Below are 22,728 nucleotides of genomic sequence, written 5' to 3' on the forward strand. Positions count from 1 at the left end.
GACAGACAGTGAACGACTTCCCCGGCAGCGGCCTCTACGCCCGCACCGAGGCCGAGTACACCGGCCCGCGCGCCGAGTCCCGGTACGTGATCCCCCGCTTCGTCGAGCGCACCTCGCAGGGCATCCGCGAGTACGACCCGTACGCGAAGCTCTTCGAGGAGCGCGTGATCTTCCTCGGCGTACAGATCGACGACGCCTCCGCCAACGACGTCATGGCGCAGCTGCTGTGCCTGGAGTCGATGGACCCCGACCGGGACATCTCCGTCTACATCAACAGCCCCGGTGGCTCCTTCACCGCGCTGACCGCGATCTACGACACGATGCAGTTCGTGAAGCCGGACATCCAGACGGTCTGCATGGGCCAGGCGGCCTCCGCCGCCGCGATCCTGCTGGCCGCCGGTACGCCCGGCAAGCGCATGGCGCTGCCCAACGCCCGCGTGCTGATCCACCAGCCCTACAGCGAGACCGGCCGCGGTCAGGTCTCCGACCTGGAGATCGCCGCCAACGAGATCCTCCGGATGCGCGCCCAGCTGGAAGACCTGCTGGCCAAGCACTCCACCACGCCGATCGAGAAGATCCGCGAGGACATCGAGCGCGACAAGATCCTCACGGCCGACGACGCCCTGGCGTACGGCCTGATCGACCAGATCATCTCCACCCGGAAGATGAACAACGCCGCCGTCCGCTGACGCGGACCCGTAGGATATGCCGCCCCTTGGCACAGTGCACGTCAAAGTGAACCCTGCCAAGGGGGGCCCGAACGGGGGGCCCGGCAAGGTACCGTCGGACATAAGGCAGCACCAGGAGCCGCTGGACCTAGGCGTCTCCCAGGCGAAGGGGAAGCACACCGTGGCACGCATCGGTGACGGCGGCGATCTGCTCAAGTGCTCGTTCTGCGGCAAGAGCCAGAAGCAGGTCAAGAAGCTCATCGCAGGGCCTGGTGTGTACATCTGCGACGAGTGCATCGATCTCTGCAACGAGATCATCGAGGAGGAACTCGCGGAGACGAGCGAGGTGCGCTGGGAGGAACTCCCCAAGCCCCGCGAGATCTACGAGTTCCTGGAGGGCTATGTGGTGGGCCAGGAGTCGGCCAAGAAGGCCCTCTCCGTGGCGGTGTACAACCACTACAAGCGCGTCCAGGCCGGCGAGAACGGCGGCAGCAGCCGTGACGACGCGATCGAGTTGGCGAAGTCCAACATCCTCCTGCTGGGCCCCACGGGCTCCGGCAAGACACTCCTCGCGCAGACGCTGGCCCGCATGCTGAACGTCCCGTTCGCGATCGCCGACGCGACGGCGCTCACCGAGGCGGGATACGTCGGCGAGGACGTCGAGAACATCCTGCTGAAGCTGATCCAGGCGGCCGACTACGACGTCAAGAAGGCCGAGACCGGGATCATCTACATCGATGAGATCGACAAGGTCGCGCGGAAGAGTGAAAACCCGTCCATCACCCGGGACGTGAGCGGCGAAGGTGTGCAGCAGGCGCTCCTGAAGATCCTCGAGGGCACCACGGCCTCGGTTCCGCCGCAGGGCGGACGCAAGCACCCGCACCAGGAGTTCATCCAGATCGACACGACGAACGTCCTGTTCATCGTGGGCGGTGCCTTCGCGGGCCTGGAGAAGCTCATCGAGTCCCGGGCGGGCGCGAAGGGCATCGGCTTCGGCGCGACGATCCGCTCCAAGCGCGAGCTGGAGGCCAAGGACCAGTTCGAGGACGTCATGCCCGAGGACCTGGTCAAGTTCGGCATGATCCCCGAGTTCATCGGCCGTCTCCCGGTCATCACGAGCGTGCACAACCTCGACCGGGAAGCCCTCCTCCAGATCCTGGTCGAGCCCCGCAACGCGCTCGTCAAGCAGTACCAGCGCCTCTTCGAACTCGACGGCGTGGAGCTGGACTTCGAGCGCGAGGCCCTGGAAGCCATCGCCGACCAGGCCATCCTCCGCCAGACCGGCGCGCGCGGCCTGCGCGCCATCATGGAAGAGGTCCTGCAGGGCGTCATGTACGAGATCCCGTCCCGCAAGGACGTGGCCCGCGTCGTCATCACGGCGGACGTCGTCCACTCCAACGTGAACCCGACCCTGATCCCGAGGGACGCCCGCGGGCGCGGCCCGGGGGAGCAGAAGACGGCGTAGCGACCGCACGCAGAACAACCGAAGGGGCCCCGGTCAACCGACCGGGGCCCCTTCGATGGTGGGTTCCGGCGTCAGGCCTTGACGCGAACTTCCTTGCGGAGCTTGGCCGTCATGTCGGCCGCGCCCGAAAGGTCCGCCGTCTTTCCGGCCATGGCGTCCGCCATGTCGATCGGGATGACCACACCCAGCGTGCTGTGGTCGCCCCAGATGCACACCGGCATGCTGATCGAGCTCGGACCGGATCCGGAGCTGTCGGAGACCTTCGTCTCCTGGCACTTGAGGACCGCGCCGTCGAGACCGGCCGGCGTGTACGCCTTCGGGCTGCCGACGGCCTCCCCCTCGGAGTCCTTCTCGGCGCTCTTCTGCATCTCCTCGAACATGGCGTCGACGACCTTCTCGGGGTCGTCGATGTCGCCGTAGACGCCCATGAAGTTGACCATCTTCATGGCGAGGTAATTGGTCGCGTCGCCCGACTGGTAGGTGGCGCTCACGTCCTTGGCGTTCTTCACGCCGTGCTTCTCGGCGTCCTTGACGTCGTCCGCGCTGAAGCCGTCACCGCCGGCGCTCGCTGACTTCTTGTAGTCGGTGAGGACCGTGGCCGGCGTGCTCAGCGTGTGCGCGCCGTCGTCCGCGATGTCCGAACCGCCACCGCCGCCCCCGCCCCCGCCGATCACGAGGTACGCCCCCACCGCGATCGCGGCCACGACCGCCACCGCGCCGATGATGATGCCGATCTTCTTCCCGTTGCCGCCGCCCGGCGCCGGGGGCTGCGGCGCGCCGTAAGGGGCCTGGCCGTACGGCGGCTGCTGGCCGTACGGGGCCTGCTGGCCGTAGGGAGCCTGCGGCTGGCCGTACGGCGGGGTCTGCGGCGGCACCCCGCCCTGCTGCGGATAGCCGTAACCCGGCTGCTGCGCCGGCTGCTGGGGCGGCGCGGGCTGCTGGGGGTAGCCGTAGCCGGGCTGGGGCGCCTGCGGAGCCTGCGGCGGCTGGCCGTAGGGGCCCGGCTGGCCGTACGGCCCGGGCTGCTGCGGCTGACCGGGCTGCTGGGGCTGCCCGTACGGGCCCGGCTGGTTGTGACTCATCTCTGGGTTCCCCTCCAGATGCTTATGTGTTCCCGACATCCTGGCTCAGTCAGAGGCGGCACACGGCATCGGGGCCCCCACCGTTACAGAGCAAACACGTTTCGGGACACGCCCGGGACACCTCTAAACTGACCCCGTGACCGAGAACGCTCAGCAGCAGCCCACAGCGCCCATCACCGAACTGCCGACCCAGTACACGCCGGCCGAGGTAGAGGGGACGCTGTACGAGCGCTGGGTGGAGAAGGGTTACTTCACCGCCGACGCGAAGAGCGACAAGCCCCCGTACACCATCGTCATCCCGCCGCCGAACGTCACCGGCTCGCTCCACCTGGGCCACGCCTTCCAGCACACGCTCATGGACGCGCTGACGCGCCGCAAGCGCATGCAGGGCTACGAGGCCCTGTGGCTGCCGGGCATGGACCACGCCGGTATCGCCACCCAGAACAAGGTCGAGCAGCAGCTCGCCGAGGAGGGCAAGTCCCGACACGACCTGGGCCGCGAGGAGTTCGTCGAGCGCGTCTGGCAGTGGAAGGAGGAGTACGGCGGCCGGATCCTCGGCCAGATGCGCCGCCTCGGCGACGGCGTCGACTGGAGCCGCGAGCGCTTCACGATGGACGAGGGCCTCTCCAAGGCCGTCCTCACCATCTTCAAGCGGCTCTACGAGGACGAGCTGATCTACCGCGCCGAGCGCATCATCAACTGGTGCCCGCGCTGTCTGACGGCCATCTCCGACATCGAGGTGGAATACCAGGAGGACGCGGGCGAGTTGGTCTCCATCCGCTACGGCGAGGGCGAGGACAGCCTCGTCGTCGCGACCACGCGCGCGGAGACGATGCTCGGTGACACGGCCGTCGCCGTCCACCCCGACGACGAGCGGTACCAGCACCTCATCGGCAAGCAGATCAAGCTCCCGCTCACCGACCGCACCATCCCGGTCGTCGCCGACACCCACGTCGACCCCGCGTTCGGCACGGGCGCGGTCAAGGTGACCCCGGCGCACGACCCGAACGACTTCGAGATCGGCCGCCGGCACGACCTGCCGTCCCTGACGATCATGGACGAGCACGGCGTCATCACCGTCCACGGCCCCTTCCTCGGCCTGGACCGCTTCGAGGCCCGCTCGACCGTCGTCGGCGCCCTCAAGGAGCAGGGCCGCATCGTCGCCGAGAAGCGCCCCTACATGCACTCCGTGGGCCACTGCTCGCGCTGCAAGACCACGGTCGAGCCGCGCCTGTCCATGCAGTGGTGGGTCAAGGTCGGCCCGCTCGCCAAGGCCGCCGGTGACGCGGTCCGCGACGGCCGCGTCAAGATCCACCCCGAGGACATGTCGAAGCGCTACTTCGACTGGGTCGACAACATGCACGACTGGTGCATCTCGCGCCAGCTGTGGTGGGGCCACCGCATCCCGATCTGGTACGGCCCGGACGGCGAGGTCGTCTGCGTGGGACCCGACGACGAGCCGCCCACCGGTGAGGGCTGGACCCAGGACTCCGACGTCCTGGACACCTGGTTCTCCTCCGGCCTGTGGCCGTTCTCCACGCTCGGCTGGCCCGAACAGACCGAGGACCTGCGGAAGTTCTATCCGACCGACGTCCTGCTCACCGGCCACGACATCATCTTCTTCTGGGTCGCCCGGATGATGATGTTCGGCCTCTACGCCATGGACGGCGAGGTCCCCTTCCACACCATCGCGCTGACCGGTCTGGTCCGCGACGAGTTCGGCAAGAAGATGTCGAAGTCGAACCCCAACGCGGTCGACCCGCTGGTGTGGATGGACGCGTACGGCTCCGACGCCGTCCGCTTCACCCTCGCCAACGGCGCCAACCCGGGCGCGGACGTGCCGATCGGCGAGGACTGGGTCAAGGCCTCCCGCAACTTCACCAACAAGATCTGGAACGCCACCCGCTTCGCCCTCATGAACGGCGCCACGGTCGAGGGCCCGCTGCCGGACGCCTCACAGATGTCGGCGACGGACCGCTGGATCCTCTCCCGCCTCAACACCACGGTCGCCCAGGTCGACGCGTACTACGACGACTACCAGTTCGCCAAACTCGCCGACGCGCTCTACCACTTCGCGTGGGACGAGGTCTTCGACTGGTACGTCGAGCTGTCGAAGACGACGTTCTTCGCGGGCGGCGAGCAGGCCAGGGTCTCCGGGCGGGTCCTCGGTGAGGTCCTCGACGTGACGCTGCGGCTGCTGCACCCGGTCATCCCGTTCGTCACCGACGCCCTGTGGACCACGCTCACCGGCGGCGAGTCCCTGGTCATCGGTGACTGGCCCAAGGACAGCGGCTTCCGCGACAAGGACGCCGAACTCGAGATCGAGCTGGTCCAGCGGGTCGTCACCGAGGTCCGCCGGTTCCGCAAGGACCAGGGCCTGAAGGACGGCCAGAAGGTCCCCGCCCGTCTGGAGCTCGACGGCACCGCTCTTGCGCCCCACGAGGCCGCCATCCGTCAGCTCCTGCGCCTCCAGCCGGAGGGCGAGGGCTTCGCGGCCACGGCGACCCTCCCGGTCGCGGGCGCCACGGTCGCGCTCGACCTCTCCGGCACGATCGACGTGGCGGCGGAACGCAAGCGCCTCGCGAAGGACCTGGCGGCGGCCGAGAAGGAGAAGGCCCAGGCGAACGCCAAGCTCGGCAACGAAGCCTTCCTCGCGAAGGCCCCGGACAACGTGGTGGACAAGATCCGCGGCCGCCTGGCCAAGGCGGACGAGGACATCGCGAGGATCAAGGCTCAGCTGGATCGTCTGCCTCAGGCATGAGGCATTGTGGGGCTCCGGGGTCTTCTGCACCCCGGGGCCCCACTCCGTAGGCACTCTGTCAGTCGCCCTCCGTAGACTGACTGCGTGAGTGACAGCGACCCCTTCGACGAGATCATCGCCAACGAGACCGACCGCGACCCCGATCTCGCGGTCATCGAGGCCGGCAGCCGCACCCTGCGCACCCAGGGCGCCCCGCCGGAGGCAGATGTGCCCGCACGCCCTGCCGATCCCGAGGTCGACAAGGCCCTGCGTACGGTCGAGGCGGAGCTCGCCACCCGCTGGGGTGAGACCAAGCTGGAGCCCTCCGTCAGCCGCATCGCCGCGCTGATGGACGTCCTGGGCGAGCCGCAGCGGTCGTACCCCTCGATCCACATCACGGGGACGAACGGCAAGACCTCCACGGCCCGCATGATCGAGGCCCTCCTCGGCGCCTTCGAACTGCGCACGGGCCGGTACACCAGCCCCCACGTCCAGTCGATCACCGAGCGCATCAGCCTGGACGGCGCCCCGATCTCGGCCGAGCGGTTCATCGAGACGTACGAGGACATCAAGCCGTACGTCGAGATGGTCGACGGTCAGCAGCAGTACCGGCTGTCCTTCTTCGAGGTGCTGACCGGCATGGCGTACGCCGCCTTCGCGGACGCGCCCGTCGACGTCGCCGTCGTGGAGGTCGGCATGGGCGGCTCCTGGGACGCCACCAACGTCATCGACGGCACTGTCGCCGTGGTCACCCCCATCGACCTGGACCACACCGACCGGCTCGGCGAGACGCACGCGGCGATCGCCACCGAGAAGGCCGGGATCATCAAGCAGGACGCGACCGTCATCCTGGCCCAGCAGCCGGTCGATGCGGCGCAGGTGCTGCTGAAGAAGGCCGTCGAGGTCGACGCCACCGTCGCGCGTGAGGGCCTGGAGTTCGGGATCGTCTCGCGGCAGGTCGCCGTGGGCGGCCAGCTGGTGACCCTGCGCGGCCTCGGCGGCGAGTACGAAGAGGTGTACCTGCCGCTGCACGGCCCCTACCAGGCGCACAACGCGGCCGTGGCGCTCGCTGCCGTGGAGGCGTTCTTCGGTGTGGGCGCCCAGCGCCCGGACCGCCTCGACATCGACACCGTCCGCAAGGCCTTCGCGGCCGTCTCCTCCCCGGGCCGCCTCGAAGTCGTACGTCGTTCCCCGACCGTCGTCCTGGACGCCGCCCACAACCCGGCGGGCGCCCGCGCCACCGCCGAAGCGGTCGGCGAGGCCTTCGACTTCAGCCGGCTCATCGGCGTGGTCGGCGCGAGCGGCGACAAGAACGTACGGGGGCTGCTCGAGGCCTTCGAGCCGATCTTCGCCGAGGTCGTGATCACACAGAACTCCAGTCACCGCGCGATGGACTCCGACGAGCTCGCCGCGATCGCCGTCGAGGTGTTCGGCGAGGAGCGCGTGCAGGTCGAACCGCGGCTGCCGGACGCGCTGGAGGAGGCGATCACGCTGGCCGAGGAGGACGGCGAGTTCGCGGGCGGCGGAGTACTCGTCACCGGGTCGGTCATCACGGTCGGCGAGGCCCGGCTGCTGCTGGGAAGGGGCTGAGTCCCGAGCATGCGTACGCTCTGTGCTTCCACGCTGATCGGCGAGTTGTTCGTCATCGGCTTCGCGGGACTGGTCGCGATGAAGGACCCCGATCTGGCCACCTCCACGGTGTGGACGGTCAGTGGCATCGCCATGTTCCTGTGCCTCGCGCTGTGCGGGGTGGTGACCCGGCCCGGCGGCGTCGCGCTCGGCTGGGCGCTCCAGATCGCCCTGATCGCCTCCGGCTTCGTCGTGCCGACCATGTTCTTCATGGGCGCGATCTTCGCGGCACTGTGGTGGGCCTCCGTGCACTACGGCCGGAAGATCGACGAGGCCAAGGCGAGATTCGCCGCCCAGGCCGACTCCCCTGCACCTGACGCTGTGTGACGAGCGCACCGACACGCCCTGTAATCTCGTCCCACCGCACATGTCAGCAGGCAAGGAGCCCCTCGTGAGCCAGCGCACCCTCGTCCTCCTCAAGCCCGACGCCGTCCGTCGTGGCCTGACCGGCGAGATCATCAGCCGTATCGAGCGCAAGGCCGGCTGGCAGATCACCGCGCTGGAGCTGCGCACGCTGGACCAGGACACGCTGGAGCAGCACTACGGCGAGCACAAGGGCAAGCCCTTCTACGAGCCGCTGGTGGAGTTCATGGCCTCCGGTCCGGTCGTCGCGCTGATCGTCGAGGGCGAGCGGGTCATCGAGGGCGTCCGCGCGCTGGCCGGCCCGACCGACCCGATCGCCGCCGCGCCCGGCTCCATCCGCGGCGACTTCGGTGTCATCGTCCGCGAGAACCTGATCCACGCGTCCGACTCGGAGGAGTCCGCCGAGCGCGAGGTGAAGATCTTCTTCCCCGGGCGCGCATAGGTCCGTGCGTAGGTTCAGTGGCATTTTCTGACAGGGCATCAGTTCATCCGCCCATCTGACCTGGGACGGCCGTACATTTTCGGCCGTCCTTCGGCATATGCGTGCCGATAGGGGGAACGAGTGCCCCCTATGGACCGTCTCCACAAGCGGGCCGGCTTTACATCTGCTGACAATGGCGAAGACCCTCGCGCAGTGTTCGTGCAGGCGCGTCTACGATGGAAGCCTTCACGTCACAGCACCCACTTCGCCGACCTGAAAAGCCCTCGAAAGCTCCCGGGAAGGCCAGACGAATCCTGATGGGGAACTCAATGTCGTTCATCGGCCGTGACATGGCTGTCGACCTCGGGACCGCCAACACGCTGGTGTACGTCAGGGGTCGCGGGATCGTACTCAACGAGCCGTCCGTCGTCGCGATCAACACCAACACCGGTGGCATCCTCGCGGTCGGCGCCGAAGCGAAGAAGATGATCGGGCGGACCCCCGGCAACATCGTTGCCGTGCGGCCGCTGAAGGACGGCGTGATCGCCGACTTCGAGATCACCGAGCGGATGCTCCGCTACTTCATTCTGAAGATCCACAAGCGGCGGTATCTCGCGAGGCCGCGCGTCGTCGTGTGTGTCCCCTCGGGCATCACCGGCGTCGAGCGCCGCGCCGTCATCGAGGCGTCGTCCCAGGCCGGCGCCCGCCAGGTGCACATCATCGAGGAGCCCATGGCGGCCGCCATCGGTTCCGGCCTGCCGGTCCACGAGGCCACGGGCAACATGGTGGTGGACATCGGCGGCGGCACCACGGAGGTCGCGGTCATCTCGCTCGGCGGCATCGTCACCGCCCAGTCCATCCGCGTCGCGGGTGACGAACTGGACAACGCGATCATCCAGCACATCAAGAAGGAGTACTCCCTCCTTCTGGGTGAGCGGACGGCCGAGCAGATCAAGATCACGATCGGTTCGGCGTACGACCTCGACGCTGACGAGCACACCGAAATCCGCGGCCGGGACCTCGTCTCCGGGCTGCCCAAGACCGTCGTGATCTCGGCCGCCGAGGTCCGCAAGGCGATCGAGGAGCCCGTCAACGCGATCGTCGACGCCGTCAAGACGACCCTGGACAAGTGCCCGCCGGAGCTCTCCGGCGACATCATGGACCGCGGCATCGTCCTCACCGGCGGCGGCGCCCTGCTGCGCGGACTCGACGAGCGGCTGCGCCGGGAGACCGGCATGCCGATCCACATCGCCGAGGACCCGCTCGACAGCGTGGCGCTCGGCTCCGGGAAGTGCGTCGAGGAGTTCGAGGCGCTGCAGCAGGTGCTGGACGCCCAGCCGCGCAGATGACGTAACTCTTCGATTCCGCCGTACGAGATGATCTCCTCTCGTGCGGCGGATCGTTGATATCGAGGCATAAGCTCCCACAAACGCAACTCCAATAAGAAGGGCACGGCCGCCGCACGTGAGGGACACACGAGAGAGCCGGCTGCTCCTGGTGCTGCTGATCGCCGTCGCGTTCGCGCTGATCACGGTCGACATCCGCGGCGGGGAGGACTCACCGGTCGACGGCGCCCGCCAGGCCGCGGCCGCCGTGTTCGGCCCGATCGAGGACAGTGTGTCGACCGCGGTCAATCCGGTCGGCAACGCCGTGTCGGCCGTCCGCGACTCCGGCGAGCGGCACGACCGGCTCGCCGCCTTGGAGAAGGAGAACGCGGCCCTCAAGGCGAGACTCGGCAGCGACGACCGCAACTCCAGCCGTCTCAAGCAGCTCGACAAGATGCTGAAGACCGCCGGCGAGGGTCAGTACGGCATCAAGGGCGCCGAGGTCATCGCCATAGGAGCGGCCCAGGGCTTCTCCTGGACGATCACCGTCGACGTCGGCGCCAACGACGGCATCCGGCGCGACATGACCGTCCTCAACGGCGACGGCCTGGTCGGCCGCGTCACCACCGTCGGCCCGAACACCGCCACCGTGCTCCTCGCCAACGACCCCGACTTCACCGTCGGTACCCGCATGGAGGCCACCGACGAACTCGGCTTCGCCTCCGGCCAGGGCGACCGTCCGCTGCGCGTCGAACTCCTCAACGGCAAGGCCGAGGTGAAGAAGGGCGACCGTCTGGTCACCTTCGGCTCGCAGGCCGACAAGCCCTTCGTCCCCGGCGTCCCGGTCGGCGTGGTCTCCCGCGTCGACCCCTCAGGCGGCGACCTCACCCGCACCCTCTACGTCACGCCGTACGTCAGCTTCACCAAGCTCGACATCGTCGGCGTCGTCGTCCAGGCCCCGAAGAAGGACCCGCGCGACACGGTGCTCCCGGCCAAACCGAAACCGACGCCCACGCCGACCGTGACGGTCACCGTCACCCCGTCCGCCAATGCGCCGGTCGACGGCGAGATCCAGCAAGAGCAGTAGGAGCTGTAGTCATGCGCGTCAACCGGATCCTGCTGTCCTCCGCCCTGGTCGTGGTCGCCCTGGTCCTCCAGGTGAGCGTCCTCGCCCGCCTCCACCTCCCGGGCGCCGTCCCCGATCTGCTGCTCCTCACCGTCCTCGGCCTGGCTCTCGTCTACGGCCATGTCGGCGGTGCCCTCGTCGGCTTCGGCGCCGGTCTCCTCGCCGACCTCGCCCCGCCCGCCGACCACGCGGCCGGCCGCTACGCCCTGGTGCTGTGCGTCATCGGCTACCTCGCCGGCCTCGCCAAACCGGAGAACGGCAGACTCAAGTCGGCCACCGGCCCCATGGTCGTCGTGGTCGCCGCCGCCATCGGCACCACCCTGCTCTACGCCGGTGTCGGCGCCCTCGTCGGCGACACCGCCGCCCGCCATGTCGGCCTCGGCAGCCTGCTGTTCACGGCCGCCCTGTACGACCTGCTGCTCGCCCCCTTCGTCGTCCCCGGCATCATGGCGCTCGCCCGGCGCGCCGAGAACGACCCGCTCGCCGAGGCCGGCTCCGCGGCCAACTCGGCGAACATCTCCTCCGGGTGGCTGTCCTCGGGCACCGGTCTGAAGATCGGCGGCCAGCGGGGCGGCCTCGGGAGCCTGAAGACGAAGGCCCGGACCCGGACCGCGCGGGTGGGCCGCATCAAGGGGGTCAAGCGGCTGTGAGGGCGGGCGAGTTCAGCACGGGCAACTTCACCCGAACGGGTGCGCCGGGGCGGAACGCGGGTTCACAGGTCCGCCGTTCATCATTCGTACGCGCACACACGTCGGCGCACTGAGAGGGGGCGGACACCGCAGTGACCAACATCCCCGAGACCGGGCGGACCCCACGGGTCCAGATCCGGCTCGTCGTGATCCAGATCCTCGTCCTCTCGCTCCTCGGCACCCTCGGCGGCCGCCTCTGGTACCTCCAGATCCGCGAAGGCGACGAGTACGCCAAGGAAGCCTCCGGAAACCACGTCCAGCAGGTCGTCGACCCCGCGGTGCGCGGCTCGATCCTGGACGCCCGCGGAGTGCCCCTCGCGGACAACGAGACCCGGCTGGTGGTCTCCGCCTCCCGCACCGACCTGCTGAAGATGAACGACGACGGCAAGGCCGTCCTCGCCAAGCTGGGCAAGGTCCTCGGCATGTCCGCCAAGGAGGTCATGCAGAAGGTCCGGCTGTGCGACGCGAAGACACCCCAGCCCTGCTGGAACGGCTCGCCGTACCAGCCGATCCCCATCACCGACGAGGCCACCCCCAAGCAGGCCCTGCAGATCCGCGAGCGCGCCGAGGACTTCCCCGGCATCACCGCCGAACCCGAGGCCGTGCGCCGCTATGCCGCCCCTGCCAAGTCCAACGCCGCCCAGGTCCTCGGTTACCTCTCGCCGGTCACCGACGAGGAGATCACCAAGGCCCAGGACACCGACTCGCCCTACCTGCGCTCCGACCAGGTCGGCCGCTCGGGCCTGGAGCGCCAGTACGACAAGCAACTGCGCGGCAAGGCCGGCGTCACCCGCTACGAGGTCGACAACCTCGGCCGCGTCATCGGCCAGGCCGAGGCCGACGCGGCCCAGCCCGGCGCCAACCTCGTCACCAGCATCGACGCCCGCGTCCAGCGCGTCGCCGAGTACGAACTGAACGACGCGATGAAGGAAGCCCGCAAGCAGTTCGACGACAACACCGGCGAGAACTACAAGGCCGACTCGGGCGCGGTCGTCGTCATGGAGGCCAAGACCGGCCGCATCGTCGCCATGGCGTCCAACCCGACCTACGACCCCAACGCCTGGGTCGGCGGCATCTCCGCCAAGGACTACGCCAGGCTCACCGGCAAGAAGTCCAACTACCCCCTGCTCAACAGGGCCATACAGGGTCAGTCCGCGCCCGGCTCCACCTTCAAGGTGATCTCCACGGCCGCCGCACTCGAAGCCGGCTACGACTTCAACGGCAACTACCCCTGCACGAGTTCGTACTCGGTCGGCGGTCAGGTCTTCAAGAACTTCGAGTCGGAGAACTTCGGCCCCATCTCGCTCGGCCGGGCCCTCGAGGTCTCCTGCGACACCGTCTTCTACGGCCTCGCCCACAGGGAATGGCAGAAGGACGGCGGGATCAACCCGAAGAAGGGCGAGCCCAAGGACTACTTCTTCAAGGCCGCCCACCAGTTCGGCCTCGGCAAGGAGACCGGCATCGACCTCCCCAACGAGGTCACCGGCCGTGTCCCCGACCGCCAGTGGAAGGAGTCGTACTGGAAGGCCAACAAGGACGGCTGGTGCAAGACCGGCAAGAAGGACGGCGACTACGTCCAGAAGATCGCGTACGAGAACTGCCTAGAGGGCAACAAGATGCGCGCCGGTGACGAGATCAACTACTCCATCGGCCAGGGCGACACCCTCGTCACCCCGATCCAGATGGCCACGATCTACGCGGCGATCGCCAACGGCGGCACCCTGTACGACCCGACCGTCGGCAAGGCCATCGTCAGCGCCGACGGCAAGGCGGTCGACGAGATCAAGCCCACCTCGCACGGCAAGCTGCCCATAAGCCGGACGAACCTGGCCAAGATGGACGAGGCCCTCGCCGGCGTCGCCACCCGCGGTACCGCCGCCTGGCGCTTCGCCCAGGTCGGCTGGCCCCAGGACAAGATCCCGATGCACGCCAAGACCGGTACCGCCGAGGTCTACGGCAAGCAGACGACGTCCTGGTTCGCCACGTACACCAAGGACTACACGGTCGTCATGACGATCTCCCAGGGTGGTACGGGCTCCGGCGCCTCGGGCCCCGCCGTCCGCAACATCTACGACGCGCTGTACGGCGTCTCCGACGACGGCACCATCAACAAGAAGAACGCACTGCTGCCGACCCCCGAGAAGAGCCTGCCGAAGGTCCAGACGGACGGGACCATCAAGTCCCCGAAGGTGCCCAAGGACCCGGCCAAGGACCAGCGGGCGAGCCAGGAGGGCGCGCCCGAGCCGGACGAGACACAGCAGGCGGCGACCGTGAACACGCCGACCACCGGGAACCGTGACACCCGGAGGCGGCGCCGCAAGAGGGGGAGCCGGAGGATGCTCACATGACCGGGGCGAACAGCTTCCAGGTCTCCGGGTACGGCCCCGCGCGCGCGGGCTGGACCCGGCTGCTGGCCCGCGACTCGCTCGCCCGCCGGCTGGACTGGCCGATACTGTTCTCGGCCCTCGCCCTGTCCCTGATCGGCTCGGTCCTGGTCTTCTCGGCGACCCGCAACCGCACCGAGATCAACCAGGGCGACCCGTACTACTTCCTGATCCGCCACCTCATGAACACCGGCATAGGGTTCGCCCTGATGATCGGCACGGTGTGGGTCGGCCACCGCACCCTGCGCACCGCCGTGCCCCTGCTCTACGGCGCCTCGCTCCTCCTGATCCTGCTGGTCCTCACCCCGCTGGGCTCCACGGTCAACGGCGCCCACTCCTGGATCGTGATCGGCGGCGGCTTCTCGCTCCAGCCCTCGGAGTTCGTGAAGATCACGATCATCCTGGGCATGGCGATGCTGCTCGCGGCCCGGGTCGACGCGGGCGACAAGCCCTATCCCGACCACCGCACCGTGCTCCAGGCCCTGGGCCTCGCCGCCGTACCGATGCTCATCGTGATGCTCATGCCCGACCTCGGGTCGGTCATGGTCATGGTCATCATCGTGCTCGGGCTGCTGCTCGCCTCCGGCGCCTCCAACCGATGGGTCTTCGGGCTGCTCGGCGCGGGTGCGGCCGGCGCGATCACGGTCTGGCAGCTGCACATCCTGGACGAGTACCAGATCGCCCGCTTCGCCGCCTTCGCCAACCCGAGCCTCGACCCGGCGGGCGTCGGCTACAACACGAACCAGGCGCGGATCGCCATCGGTTCGGGAGGCCTGACGGGCGCGGGCCTGTTCCACGGTTCGCAGACCACCGGCCAGTTCGTGCCGGAGCAGCAGACCGACTTCGTCTTCACCGTCGCCGGCGAGGAGCTGGGCTTCGTCGGCGCGGGCCTGATCATCGTCCTGCTCGGGGTCGTCCTGTGGCGGGCCTGCCGGATCGCCCGTGAGACGACCGAGCTGTACGGCACGATCGTGGCCGCCGGAATCGTGGCGTGGTTCGCCTTCCAGTCCTTCGAGAACGTCGGCATGACCCTCGGGATCATGCCGGTCACCGGTCTGCCGCTGCCGTTCGTGTCCTATGGAGGATCGTCGATGTTCGCTACGTGGGTCGCGGTGGGGTTGCTGCAGTCGATCAGAGTGCAGCGGCCGATGTCGGCGTAGGCATGGTCGGCCGGGTGGCGGCCGCCCTCTGCCGCAACCGCCCGCTGACCACTAGATTCGAGGTATGGCGGATACAAAGCGGGAGATCGAGCGGAAGTACGAGTCCGACGACAGCGGCCTGCCCGATCTGACCGGAGTCGCCGGGGTCGAGGCCGTCGTCGACAAGGGCGTCGCGCATCTGGACGCCACTTACTACGACACGGCCGACGAACGCCTCGTGGCGTCCTCGATCACCCTGCGCCGCCGCACGGGCGGATCGGACGCGGGCTGGCACCTGAAGTTGCCCGTGTCCGAGGGCGTGCGCGACGAGATCCGGGCCCCGCTCTCCGACACCCTCCCCGACGAACTCGCCGCCCTGGTCCGCTCCCGGGTCAGGGGCGTCGAGCTGCTGCCCGTGGTCCGGCTGCGCTCCGACCGTGACGTGCGCCACCTCCTCGACGCGCAGGGGCGCTTGCTCGCCGAGGTCAGCGTGGACGCCGTGCACGCCGAGCGGCTCAGCGGAGGCGTCGGCGACGTCCAGTGGACCGAGATCGAGGTGGAGCTCGCCGACGGCGGCGACCCGGCCTTCCTCGACAAGGTCGAGAAGCGGCTGCGCAAGGCGGACGTACGGCCGTCCGCGTCCTCCTCGAAGCTGGCCCGGGCCCTCGCGGAGACGGCCCCCAAGAAGAAGAGCCCCGTCACAGCGGATCCGGTGACCGCCGGCGACCACGTCCTCGCGTACGTCCGCGCCCAGCGGGACGCGATCCTCGAGCTCGATCCGGCCGTCCGCCAGGACGCCGAGGACTCCGTGCACAGCATGCGCGTCGCCACCCGCCGGATGCGCAGCACCTTCAAGTCGTACGGCACCGTCCTCGACCGGGACGTCACCGACACGATCGGCGACGAGCTGAAGTGGCTGGCCGGCGAACTGGGCGTGGACCGGGACCGCGAGGTACTGGCCGAACGCCTGACCGCGGCTCTCGACGAGGTGCCGAAGACGCTGCTCCACGGTCCGATCGCCGCGCGGCTGAGCACATGGGCCGGTGACCGGCCCGGCGGGGCGAGCGCCCGGCTGATCGGCGTCCTGGACTCCCGGCGCTACCTCGCCCTGCTCGACACCCTGGACGCGCTGATCGCCGACCCGCCGCTGCTGCAGGCGGCCGGGAAGAAACCCCACAAGGTGATCGCCAAGGCCGTGCGGAAGGATTTCCGGAAGGTCGCCGGGCTCGTCGGGCAGGCGCTTGAGCTGGAGCCCGGAACCGACCGGGACGCCGCGATCCACGAGGCCCGCAAGAAGACCAAGCGCACCCGCTACGCGGCCGAAGCGGCCCGCCCGGTCCTCGGCGAGCCGGCCAAGACCATGGTCAAGTCCATGAAGTCGCTCCAGAACCTGCTGGGGGAGCACCAGGACAGCGTGATGGCCCGGCAGACCCTGCGCGAGCTGTCCGCGGTCGCCCACGCGTCGGGGGAGAGCGCCTTCACCTACGGGCTGCTCCACGGGCGTGAGGAGCAGCGGGCGGCGGCCGTGGAGTCGGAACTGCCCGGCTTCTGGGACGGGATCAGGGGCGTGGCGGACGGCCTGTGACCTTCGGGGCGTACGGGGGGTGGTCGCGGCCGCGTTAGGCTAGATGGTCACCCCTGTCAGTTCAGCCAAGCCCACCGAAGGTTCGCGAGATGCCTGCCGAAGTCGCTGCGGCCGCAGAGTCTGTGTTTCCGCAGCTCGAAGCTCTGCTCCCGCATGTGCAGAAGCCGATCCAGTACGTCGGCGGAGAGCTCAACTCCACCGTCAAGCCGTGGGAGTCCTGTGACGTCCGCTGGGCACTGATGTACCCGGACGCGTACGAGGTCGGTCTGCCCAACCAGGGCGTCATGATCCTCTACGAGGTCCTGAACGAACAGGAGGGGGTCCTCGCCGAGCGCACCTACAGCGTGTGGCCGGACCTGGAGGCGCTGATGCGGGAGCACCACGTCCCGCAGTTCACGGTGGACAGCCACCGGCCCGTGGGCGCCTTCGACGTGTTCGGCCTGTCCTTCTCCACGGAGCTGGGCTACACCAACATGCTGACGGCGCTGGACCTGGCGGGCATCCCGCTGGAATCCAAGGACCGTACGCTCGACGACCCGATCGTGCTGGCCGGCGGCCATGCGGCCTTCAACCCCGAGCCGATCGCGGACTTCATCGACGCGGCGATCATCGGCGACGGCGAGCAGGCCGTGCTCGACATGACGAAGATCATCCGTGAGTGGAAGGCGGAGGGCCGGCCGGGCGGCCGCGAGGAGGTCCTCTTCCGCCTCGCGAAGACGGGCTCGGTGTACATCCCCGCGTTCTACGACGTCGAGTACCTCCCGGACGGCCGTATCGCCCGCGTCGTACCGAACAAGTCGGGTGTCCCGTGGCGTGTGTCGAAGCACACCGTCATGGACCTGGACGAGTGGCCGTACCCCAAGCAGCCCCTCGTCCCCCTGGCGGAGACGGTCCACGAACGCATGTCGGTCGAGATCTTCCGCGGCTGCACCCGCGGCTGCCGTTTCTGCCAGGCGGGCATGATCACCCGCCCGGTCCGCGAGCGCTCGATCACGGGCATCGGCGACATGGTGGAGAAGGGCCTGAAGGCGACGGGCTTCGAGGAGGTGGGTCTTCTCTCGCTCTCGTCGGCGGACCACTCGGAGATCGGCGACATCGCGAAGGGCCTGGCGGACCGGTACGAGGAGGACAAGATCGGCCTGTCCCTCCCCTCCACCCGCGTCGACGCCTTCAACGTGGACCTGGCGAACGAACTGACGCGCAACGGCCGCCGCTCGGGCCTGACCTTCGCCCCCGAGGGCGGCTCCGAGCGCATGCGCAAGGTCATCAACAAGATGGTCTCGGAAGAGGACCTGATCAGGACGGTCTCCACGGCGTACGGCAACGGCTGGCGCCAGGTGAAGCTGTACTTCATGTGCGGCCTGCCGACGGAGACCGACGAGGACGTCCTCCAGATCGCGGACATGGCGACGAAGGTGATCGCCGAGGGCCGCAAGGTCTCCGGCCAGAACGACATCCGCTGCACGGTCTCGATCGGCGGCTTCGTCCCCAAGCCCCACACGCCCTTCCAGTGGGCCCCGCAGCTCTCGGCGGAGGAGACGGACGCCCGCCTGGCGAAGCTCCGCGACAAGATCCGCGGCGACAAGAAGTACGGCCGCTCGATCGGCTTCCGCTACCACGACGGCAAGCCCGGCATCGTGGAAGGCCTGCTGTCGAGGGGTGACCGGCGGATCGGTGCCGTGATCCGCGCCGTCTACGAGGACGGCGGCCGCTTCGACGGCTGGCGGGAGCACTTCTCCTACGACCGCTGGATGGCCTGCGCCGACAAGACGCTGCCCGCCTTCGGCGTGGACGTCGACTGGTACACCACCCGCGAGAAGACGTACGAAGAAGTCCTCCCCTGGGACCACCTCGACTCCGGCCTCGACAAGGACTGGCTCTGGGAGGACTGGCAGGACGCCCTCGACGAGACGGAGGTCGAGGACTGCCGGTGGACGCCTTGCTTCGACTGCGGGGTGTGTCCGCAGCTGGACACGCACATCCAAATCGGCCCGACCGGCAAGAAGTTGCTGCCTCTGACGGTCAAGAACGCTGCGCCGGCGCCTGGTGGGCACTCGCACTGAGATGGGCGAGGTGCCGGTGACGTCTATCGGCGATCAGCCCGTCGCCTGAGTGGCCGCTCTCGGTTCGCGACGTGCCTCATGGCTTCAGGAAGTTGCTGTCTCTCGGCCGGTCGGCAGGGCGGTCGGGAAGAGGGTTCTGTCCCTGTTCCCGACCGCCCTGCGTTGGACGGGCTTCACATGTGCGGTTGTGTGGTGGTGCGGCTGGCGGTCAGGAACTGCCGTCGCCTGTCTGTCAGTTGCAGAAGTTGAGGATGGGCAGAAGGCCGTTGCCGCACTGGAAGTCCTCGCCGTCGCCACCACCGTGGCCGCCGGCCGGGGCGGCCTTGGTGACGGCGTGCGTGGCGGGCGTCGCGGCCACGGCGGACGTGGCAGTTGCCAGCCCCGCCGCACAGGCGATGCCCACGGCGACAGTCACCGCGAATACTCGCGGAATGCGGGAAACGGCCTTCTTGGAGAAAGGTGTTGTGTTCATGAACTCACCATGCACACCCCCGCGACCAGTTGCTCGCCGAGCGCATCTGAGTGGGTGAGCCGGCCTGGAATCCGCTACTTGCTCGCGGCGAAGCGCATCAGGGCCAGCTGGTCGCCCTGCTTGATCTTGCCCGTCACGTTGATGACTTCGAGCTTCCAGGTGTTGCCGACCCGGACCGCCTTGGCGACCGCGCAGCCGTTGTCCGTGGTGAGCATGCTCGGCCAGATGTCGGCGACCTGCTGGGAGCTGCCGCCGCTGGCGTCGTAGACCTTGAAGCTGATGTTGCGGGCCTTCTGGAAGGAGCTGCCCTTCTTGTAGGCGGCGGCGACGAAGACGATCGACGTGATGTGCGGCGGGATCTTCGAGAACTCGACGGTGACCGTCTCGTCGTCGCCGTCCCCGTGGCCGGTCTGGTTGTCGCCGCTGTGCAGCAGGGAGCCGTTGCCGATGGGGTCGAGCGAGTCGAGGCCCGCCAGGCGGACCGGGTCGCCGTCGTGCATCGCGATGGCGATGAGGTCGAGGTCGGTGCCCTTCTTCTGGCGGAGCTTGCCGAGCACTCCGCCGCTGGCGCCGACGCTGGGGTCCCAGGAGACCCCTATGGACAGATGGGTCACGCCGTCCAGGTCGGCGGGGCCGTCTTCCTTCGTAAGCGTAATCATGGGGACATAGTGCACGGGTGCCTGCCGGGTCGCGGAAGAGGCCCGGGAAACCCGGTGGCCCGGCGGCCCGCGGTCTCGCCATCATGGGGCGATGCCGCAACTGACCCCGCCCGACGTCCGGTTCCACGCCTCCTACCTCGACGCGGTACGGGAGTTCACCGAGGCGGGCCTGGATCCGGCCGTGCTGGAGAGCGGGGAGACCGGACCGTACGGGAGGACGTGGGGGGAGCCGGCGGGGTTCGCGGCCTTCGTGGAGATGCTGCGTGCGGAGTCGGAACGACCGCGCAGGCGGGACTGGGTGCCGATGACGAACCTCTGGTACGTCGAGGAGGACACCTTCCTCGGCAGGCTCTCGATACGGCACCGGCTCACTCCGCATCTGCTGGAGCTCGGTGGCCACATCGGATACGTCGTGCGCCCCGGCGCCCGGCGACGGGGGCACGCCACCGCCATGCTCGCGGCCGCCCTGCCCGTCTGCCGTCAACTGGGCATCGACCGGGCCCTGGTCACCTGTGACGCCGACAACACCGCGTCTCGTAAGGTGATCGAGGCCAATGGCGGAGAATTCGAGGACCGGCGCGGCGTAAAGCTGCGGTACTGGATCCGTACGGGGAACTGAGGCGTCTACGTCGTTATGGACCTGGAGAAGCAGCCCGCGCCGCAGGCGCCCCCGCCAGAGGGATGTCTGACCGTCGCGATTCGCATCCCCGTACGCATCGTCGTGCTCGTGCTGGTCGTGCCCGTGCGGATCGTGTGGGACGCGTTCGTCGTGGTGGGGCGGTTCCTGCGGGACAGCGTGCTGCGGCCGCTGTGGCGGGCGCTGGTCGTCTGGCCCTGCGTGGCCCTGTGGCGCTACGTGGTCGTGCCCATCGCCAAGGCGGTCGGATGGCTCGGCAAGGTGCTCGTCGTGATCCCCCTGGTGTGGCTGTACCGGTATGTGCTGACGCCGGTCGGGCAGGGCATCGCGTGGCTGGCACGCGGGATCGTGGCCGGGCTGGTGTGGGTGTACGCGCGCGTGCTGACGCCGGTCGGGCAGGGCATCGCGTGGCTGGCACGCGGGATCGTGGCCGGGCTGGTGTGGGTGTACGCGCGCGTGCTCACTCCGGTCGGGCACGGGGTCGTGTGGCTCCTCAAGGGCATCGGGGCGGTCCTCACATCGATCGGGCGCGGCATCGCGTGGGTCGTGCAGGGGATCGTGGCCGGGCTCGTGTGGGTGTACGCGCGCATGTTCACGCCGGTCGGGCACGGGGTCGTGTGGCTCCTCAAGGGCTTCGGTGCCGTCCTTGCCTGGATCTTCACGCCGATCGGGCGCGCGATCGTCTGGTGCGCCAGGGGGATCGCATGGCTGGCGAGCACCGTCGTCACCGGCATCGGTGTCGCCCTGTACTGGATCGCCCGCATCCTGCTAGTCCTGCCCGTCATCGCCCTGTGGCGCTGGGTCCTCGCGCCCGTAGGAAGGGCCCTTGCCCTGGTCGGCCGGGAAGTGTGGGACGCGCTCGGGCACGCCTGGCGGATCGCCGGGCACATCTCCCTCGCCGTCGGGCGGTTCCTCGGGACCCTCTTCCGGTGGGTCTTCGTCGAGCCGGTGCGCTGGGTGTACCGCACCGTGCTGACCCCGGTCGGGCACATGATCCGGGACGTGGTGCTGCGCCCCGTCGCCGAGGCCGCGCGCAGTGTGGGACGGATCACCCGGGCCGCGCTCGCCTCCGCCCGCGAGTCCGTACGGCAGGCCCGGGCCGACTTCCGGCGGATGCTCTTCGGCGATGCCGGCCATGTCAGCCGCGTCAGCGATGGCGGCGGCGTAGGCGCTGTCGGCGAGACCCGTGAGCGTGAGGTGGTGGCCCTCCGGGAACCGACGGGCGCCGACACACGTACTCTTGGTAGCAGTACGACCGCACTCACGAAGGACTGAGCGACACTGGGCAAGCGACAGCCCGAAGGCCCGCCGCCCGCACCGGCGGTGCAGCGCATCCGACTGCGCTACACCAAGCGCGGCCGCCTCCGGTTCACCAGCCACCGTGACTTCCAGCGCGCCTTCGAGCGTGCGCTGCGCCGCGCCGAGGTGCCCATGGCGTACTCGGCGGGGTTCACGCCGCATCCGAAGGTGTCGTACGCCAATGCCGCACCCACCGGCACGGGCAGTGAGGCGGAGTACCTGGAGATCGCGCTCACGCAGGCGCGTGACCCGGAGAAGCTCCGGCTCCTTCTCGACGAGTCGCTGCCCGCCGGGCTCGACGTCGTCGACGCGGTCGAGGCCCGGACCTCGGGACTCGCCGACCGGCTCACCGCTTCCGTCTGGGAGCTCAGGCTGGACGGCGTGGACCCGGCAGAGGCCGGGCGCGCGGTCGCCGCGTTCAACGCCGCCGAGGCGGTCGAGGTCCAGCGCACCACCAAGAACGGCCTTCGGACCTTTGACGCCCGCCCCGCGGTCGTACAACTTGAAACGCACAGTGAACCTGCTGATAGGCCGACCGACCAGCCCTGTGCGATACTGCGGCTGGTTGTTCGGCACGTGACGCCTGCCGTTCGACCCGACGACGTCCTGTCCGGTCTCCGCGCCGTGGCCGACCTGGCGCCGCCGGTCCCCGCAGCGGTGACCAGGCTGGCGCAGGGGCTGCTCGATGAAGAGACCGGCACGGTGACCGACCCGCTCGCGCCCGACCGCGAGGCAGTGGAGGCCCGCTCAACGGCCGAACCGACTGCCGCCGCGAAGGCGCCGGCGTAAGGAAGGTCCCGCGAAGGACGGGCGTCGTAGCGCAGCCCTCGTACTCGGGAGCCACCTGGGTCGGGCAGTGCACTGACCACAAGACTTTCGCCAGGCCGTACCCAACAAGGGCGTACGGAACCGGCGAGACAGGACACAGAGAGCTCCCGTGAGGCGCCCGCGCCCCGGACGGCGGCACCGCGCATCGCGCGAG

19 protein-coding genes are annotated in these 22,728 nt (G+C 69.0%); 16 read left to right on the forward strand and 3 right to left on the reverse strand.

Annotated elements, in window-relative coordinates:
• Positions 1 to 8 precede the first annotated feature (8 nt).
• Positions 9 to 689, forward strand: coding sequence for an ATP-dependent Clp protease proteolytic subunit (locus M2157_RS31405; RefSeq protein WP_020136160.1), 681 nt, complete (start codon positions 9 to 11; stop codon positions 687 to 689).
• Between the two features lie 160 nt (positions 690 to 849).
• Positions 850 to 2,133: an ATP-dependent Clp protease ATP-binding subunit ClpX gene (gene clpX / locus M2157_RS31410; RefSeq protein ID WP_280866868.1), complete on the forward strand. Its 1,284-nt coding sequence runs from the start codon at positions 850 to 852 to the stop codon at positions 2,131 to 2,133.
• 71 nt (positions 2,134 to 2,204) lie between these two features.
• Here clpX and M2157_RS31415 read toward each other — a convergent pair whose 3' ends face one another.
• Entirely contained in the window at positions 2,205 to 3,215 is a 1,011-nt protein-coding gene (locus M2157_RS31415; protein WP_280866869.1) for a hypothetical protein, read from the reverse strand.
• Between the two features lie 136 nt (positions 3,216 to 3,351).
• Here M2157_RS31415 and M2157_RS31420 point away from each other — a divergent pair, with 136 nt between their 5' ends.
• The 11 genes from M2157_RS31420 to M2157_RS31470 all read left to right on the forward strand — a co-directional run bounded on the left by M2157_RS31420 (position 3,352) and on the right by M2157_RS31470 (position 18,679).
• Entirely contained in the window at positions 3,352 to 5,976 is a 2,625-nt protein-coding gene (locus M2157_RS31420; protein WP_280857617.1) for a valine--tRNA ligase, read from the forward strand.
• Positions 5,977 to 6,060: 84 nt separating this feature from the next.
• Positions 6,061 to 7,545 carry a folylpolyglutamate synthase/dihydrofolate synthase family protein gene (locus tag M2157_RS31425; protein ID WP_280866870.1) on the forward strand — a complete coding sequence of 495 codons (1,485 nt, stop codon included), beginning with the start codon at positions 6,061 to 6,063 and terminating at the stop codon, positions 7,543 to 7,545.
• A 9-nt stretch (positions 7,546 to 7,554) separates the two neighbouring features.
• The gene (locus M2157_RS31430) at positions 7,555 to 7,911 is read left to right on the forward strand and encodes a DUF4233 domain-containing protein (RefSeq protein WP_280857615.1); all 357 of its coding nucleotides are present in this window, start codon (positions 7,555 to 7,557) and stop codon (positions 7,909 to 7,911) included.
• Between the two features lie 64 nt (positions 7,912 to 7,975).
• Positions 7,976 to 8,389 (forward strand): nucleoside-diphosphate kinase, encoded by a 414-nt coding sequence (ndk, locus tag M2157_RS31435; RefSeq protein ID WP_059205347.1) that lies wholly within the window; start codon positions 7,976 to 7,978, stop codon positions 8,387 to 8,389.
• A 308-nt stretch (positions 8,390 to 8,697) separates the two neighbouring features.
• Positions 8,698 to 9,717 carry a rod shape-determining protein gene (locus tag M2157_RS31440; RefSeq protein ID WP_004931372.1) on the forward strand — a complete coding sequence of 340 codons (1,020 nt, stop codon included), beginning with the start codon at positions 8,698 to 8,700 and terminating at the stop codon, positions 9,715 to 9,717.
• Positions 9,718 to 9,832: 115 nt separating this feature from the next.
• On the forward strand, positions 9,833 to 10,780 hold the full coding sequence (gene mreC / locus M2157_RS31445; RefSeq protein ID WP_280857614.1) for a rod shape-determining protein MreC: 948 nt from the start codon (positions 9,833 to 9,835) through the stop codon (positions 10,778 to 10,780).
• Positions 10,781 to 10,791: 11 nt separating this feature from the next.
• On the forward strand, positions 10,792 to 11,469 hold the full coding sequence (gene mreD / locus M2157_RS31450) for a rod shape-determining protein MreD (RefSeq protein WP_280866871.1): 678 nt from the start codon (positions 10,792 to 10,794) through the stop codon (positions 11,467 to 11,469).
• Between the two features lie 131 nt (positions 11,470 to 11,600).
• The gene (gene mrdA, locus M2157_RS31455; protein WP_280866872.1) at positions 11,601 to 13,856 is read left to right on the forward strand and encodes a penicillin-binding protein 2; all 2,256 of its coding nucleotides are present in this window, start codon (positions 11,601 to 11,603) and stop codon (positions 13,854 to 13,856) included.
• A complete protein-coding gene (gene rodA / locus M2157_RS31460; RefSeq protein ID WP_280857611.1) occupies positions 13,853 to 15,052 on the forward strand; it encodes a rod shape-determining protein RodA in 1,200 nt (399 codons plus the stop codon). The genes mrdA and rodA overlap by 4 nt, the downstream gene beginning before the upstream one ends.
• A 64-nt stretch (positions 15,053 to 15,116) precedes the next feature.
• On the forward strand, positions 15,117 to 16,616 hold the full coding sequence (locus M2157_RS31465) for a CYTH and CHAD domain-containing protein (RefSeq protein WP_280866873.1): 1,500 nt from the start codon (positions 15,117 to 15,119) through the stop codon (positions 16,614 to 16,616).
• An 89-nt stretch (positions 16,617 to 16,705) separates the two neighbouring features.
• Complete coding sequence (locus M2157_RS31470) at positions 16,706 to 18,679, forward strand: TIGR03960 family B12-binding radical SAM protein (protein ID WP_280866874.1); 1,974 nt, start codon at positions 16,706 to 16,708, stop codon at positions 18,677 to 18,679.
• Positions 18,680 to 18,911: 232 nt separating this feature from the next.
• On the opposite strand, the gene M2157_RS31475 is transcribed toward M2157_RS31470, so the two are convergent.
• Both M2157_RS31475 and M2157_RS31480 read right to left on the reverse strand, forming a co-directional pair.
• A complete protein-coding gene (locus M2157_RS31475; RefSeq protein ID WP_280857608.1) occupies positions 18,912 to 19,151 on the reverse strand; it encodes a hypothetical protein in 240 nt (79 codons plus the stop codon).
• Between the two features lie 74 nt (positions 19,152 to 19,225).
• On the reverse strand, positions 19,226 to 19,810 hold the full coding sequence (locus tag M2157_RS31480; RefSeq protein ID WP_280857607.1) for a TerD family protein: 585 nt from the start codon (positions 19,808 to 19,810) through the stop codon (positions 19,226 to 19,228).
• 91 nt (positions 19,811 to 19,901) lie between these two features.
• Between M2157_RS31480 and M2157_RS31485 the strand changes: the two genes are divergently transcribed.
• From M2157_RS31485 to M2157_RS31495, 3 genes are read left to right on the forward strand one after another with little or no spacing between them, the layout of a single operon-like run.
• The gene (locus tag M2157_RS31485) at positions 19,902 to 20,429 is read left to right on the forward strand and encodes a GNAT family N-acetyltransferase (protein ID WP_280857606.1); all 528 of its coding nucleotides are present in this window, start codon (positions 19,902 to 19,904) and stop codon (positions 20,427 to 20,429) included.
• A gap of 15 nt (positions 20,430 to 20,444) precedes the next feature.
• The gene (locus M2157_RS31490; protein ID WP_280866875.1) at positions 20,445 to 21,722 is read left to right on the forward strand and encodes a hypothetical protein; all 1,278 of its coding nucleotides are present in this window, start codon (positions 20,445 to 20,447) and stop codon (positions 21,720 to 21,722) included.
• Between the two features lie 48 nt (positions 21,723 to 21,770).
• A complete protein-coding gene (locus M2157_RS31495) occupies positions 21,771 to 22,535 on the forward strand; it encodes a TIGR03936 family radical SAM-associated protein (protein ID WP_280857604.1) in 765 nt (254 codons plus the stop codon).
• Positions 22,536 to 22,728: the final 193 nt, after the last annotated feature.

The organism is Streptomyces sp. SAI-127 (assembly GCF_029894425.1).
GTDB lineage: Bacteria > Actinomycetota > Actinomycetes > Streptomycetales > Streptomycetaceae > Streptomyces.

Bases quoted from the DNA above. Each gene is read 5' to 3' on its own strand.
- M2157_RS31490 (WP_280866875.1), top strand. From the start codon at position 20,445: ATGGACCTGGAGAAGCAGCCCGCGCCGCAGGCGCCCCCGCCAGAGGGA.
- M2157_RS31440 (WP_004931372.1), top strand. From the start codon at position 8,698: ATGTCGTTCATCGGCCGTGACATGGCTGTCGACCTCGGGACCGCCAAC.
- M2157_RS31415 (WP_280866869.1), bottom strand. From the start codon at position 3,215: ATGAGTCACAACCAGCCGGGCCCGTACGGGCAGCCCCAGCAGCCCGGT.
- M2157_RS31480 (WP_280857607.1), bottom strand. From the start codon at position 19,810: ATGATTACGCTTACGAAGGAAGACGGCCCCGCCGACCTGGACGGCGTG.
- M2157_RS31470 (WP_280866874.1), top strand. From the start codon at position 16,706: ATGCCTGCCGAAGTCGCTGCGGCCGCAGAGTCTGTGTTTCCGCAGCTC.
- rodA (WP_280857611.1), top strand. From the start codon at position 13,853: ATGACCGGGGCGAACAGCTTCCAGGTCTCCGGGTACGGCCCCGCGCGC.
- M2157_RS31485 (WP_280857606.1), top strand. From the start codon at position 19,902: ATGCCGCAACTGACCCCGCCCGACGTCCGGTTCCACGCCTCCTACCTC.
- mreD (WP_280866871.1), top strand. From the start codon at position 10,792: ATGCGCGTCAACCGGATCCTGCTGTCCTCCGCCCTGGTCGTGGTCGCC.
- M2157_RS31430 (WP_280857615.1), top strand. From the start codon at position 7,555: ATGCGTACGCTCTGTGCTTCCACGCTGATCGGCGAGTTGTTCGTCATC.
- M2157_RS31465 (WP_280866873.1), top strand. From the start codon at position 15,117: ATGGCGGATACAAAGCGGGAGATCGAGCGGAAGTACGAGTCCGACGAC.
- M2157_RS31475 (WP_280857608.1), bottom strand. From the start codon at position 19,151: ATGAACACAACACCTTTCTCCAAGAAGGCCGTTTCCCGCATTCCGCGA.